The organism is Limnohabitans planktonicus II-D5, assembly GCF_001270065.2.
GTDB classification, from domain to species: Bacteria; Pseudomonadota; Gammaproteobacteria; order Burkholderiales; family Burkholderiaceae_C; genus Limnohabitans_A; species Limnohabitans_A planktonicus.
The window spans coordinates 1-2,136 of record NZ_LFYT02000073.1 but is presented as its reverse complement, the minus strand read 5'-3'; the positions used below and the strand labels follow the sequence as shown (position 1 = coordinate 2,136).

At 61.5% G+C, this 2,136-nt stretch carries 1 protein-coding gene; it reads right to left on the bottom strand.

Going from position 1 to position 2,136, the window contains the following annotated elements; all coding sequences use genetic code 11:
- Positions 1 to 946 precede the first annotated feature (946 nt).
- Positions 947 to 1,234, bottom strand: a complete 288-nt coding sequence (locus H663_RS40775; protein WP_053173416.1) for a GIY-YIG nuclease family protein — start codon at positions 1,232 to 1,234, stop codon at positions 947 to 949.
- Between the last annotated feature and the right edge of the window lie 902 nt (positions 1,235 to 2,136).

Below are 2,136 nucleotides of genomic sequence, written 5' to 3'. Positions count from 1 at the left end.
GAGGAGCTTGCGACGCGGCAATCCAGCTGTGGCGCTTGGCATAGGCACCCTCTCCAGTCATTGCGAGGAGCCTGCGACGCGGCAATCCAGCTGCGGCGCTTGCAATGGCATTGGCGCCGGGATGACCGCAGTCGCTGGATTGCCACGCTTCGCTCGCAATGACGGGAGAGGGGTTCTCGCAACGACGGGGCCGGGGCGCGCAACGACGGGGCATCTCTCCCGTCATTGCGAGGAGCCTGCGACGCGGCAATCCAGCTGCGGCGTCTGGCATAGGTGCCCTCTTCCGTCATTGCGAGGAGCTTGCGATGCGGCAATCCAGCTGCGGCGCTTGTAAAGGCATAGGCACCAGATTGACCGCAGTCGCTGGATTGCCACGCTTCGCTCGCAATGACGGGAGAGGGGTTCTCGCAACGACGGGGCCGGGGCGCGCAACGACGGGGCATCTCTCCCGTCATTGCGAGGAGCCTGCGACGCGGCAATCCAGCTGCGGCGTCTGGCATAGGTGCCCTCTCCCGTCATTGCGAGGAGCTTGCGACGCGGCAATCCAGCTGCGGCGCTTGTAAAGGCATAGGTGCCAGATTGACCGCAGTCGCTGGATTGCCACGCTTCGCTCGCAATGACGGGAGAGGGGTTCTCGCAATGACGGGGAGGGGCGCGCAAAGACGGGGCATCTCTCCCGTCATTGCGAGGAGCCTGCGACGCGGCAATCCAGCTGCGGCGTCTGGCATAGGTGCCCTCTTCCGTCATTGCGAGGAGCTTGCGACGCGGCAATCCAGCTGCGTCGCTTGTAAAGGCATAGGCACCAGATTGACCACAGTCGCTGGATTGCCACGCTTCGCTCGCAATGACGGGAGAGGGGTTCTCGCAACGACGGGGCCGGGGCGCGCAACGACGGGGCGTCTATCCCGTCATTGCGAGGAGCCTGCGACGCGGCAATCCAGTGTTCTTACAGGATGTCGCCGTACAAGTCTCGCCAACTGGGGTTGGTGGTTTCTATCAAAGACAGCTTGCGTGAACGTGAGCCAGACTTGAGTTGCTTTTCACGAACAATCGCGCTCTCCATCGTCTCGTGCGCTTCAAACCAGACCAGCTGGTTGACACCATATTTCTGAGAGAAGCCCTCGAACACATGGTTTTTGTGTTGCCAGATGCGCGCAACGAGGTCGCTGGTCACGCCGACGTACAAGGTCCCGTTTCGCGCACTTGCAAGCATGTAGACATACGGCTGTTTCATTTTTGCCTCCCTGGAATCACTCGGCATTGTCGACAACGCTCAGGCAAAGACTGGATTGCCACGCAGCGCTCGCTATGACGGTTTTCTATTGTCATTTATTGCTGGAGTGGATGGGGTCTTTTCACCTCATTTTGAGGAGCCGCCTTTAGCCGCGAGGGGCGAAGCGATGTGGCGTGACGCGGCAATTCAGCTTGAGCGCTTGCAAAGGCATAGACGCCCTCTTCCGTCATTGCGAGGAGCTTGCGACGCGGCAATACAGTTGTGGCGCTTGCAAAGGCATTGGGGCCTGGATGACCGCAGTTGCTGGATTGCCGCGCTTCGCTCGCAATGACGGGGGAGGGGGGCTCTCAATGATGGATGAGGGGGCGCGCATTGCCGGGGAGGGGGTGCGCATTGCCGGGTCCGGGGTCCGTCATTGCGAGGAGCTTGCGACGCGGCAATCCAGTTGTGGCGCTTGTAAAGGCATAGGCACCAGATTGACCACAGTTGCTGGATTGCCACGCTTCGCTCGCAATGACGGGGAGGGGGGCGCTCAATGATGGATGAGTGGGCGCGCAATGACGGATGAGGGGGCGCGCTGTGACGGGTCCGGGGTCCGTCATTGCGGGGAGCCTGCGACGAGGCAATTCAGCTTGGGCGTTTGCAAAGACATAGACGCCCTCTCCCGTCATTGCGAGGAGCTTGCGACGCGGCAATCCAGCTTGGGCGCTTGCAATGGCATTCGCGCCGGGATGACCGCAGTCGCTGGATTGCCGCGCTCCGCTCGCAATGACGGGGAGGGGGGCTCTCAATGACGGATGAGGTGACGCGCAATCACGGGGAGTGGGCGCAATCACAGGTGCTCCGCTCGCGATGCCGGTTTCTGGGCGCATCACCTGCCTGTTTTGACCAGATTGAATTTG

Coding starts and splice junctions, on each gene's coding strand:
- H663_RS40775 (WP_053173416.1), bottom strand. CDS start 1,234: ATGAAACAGCCGTATGTCTACATGCTTGCAAGTGCGCGAAACGGGACC.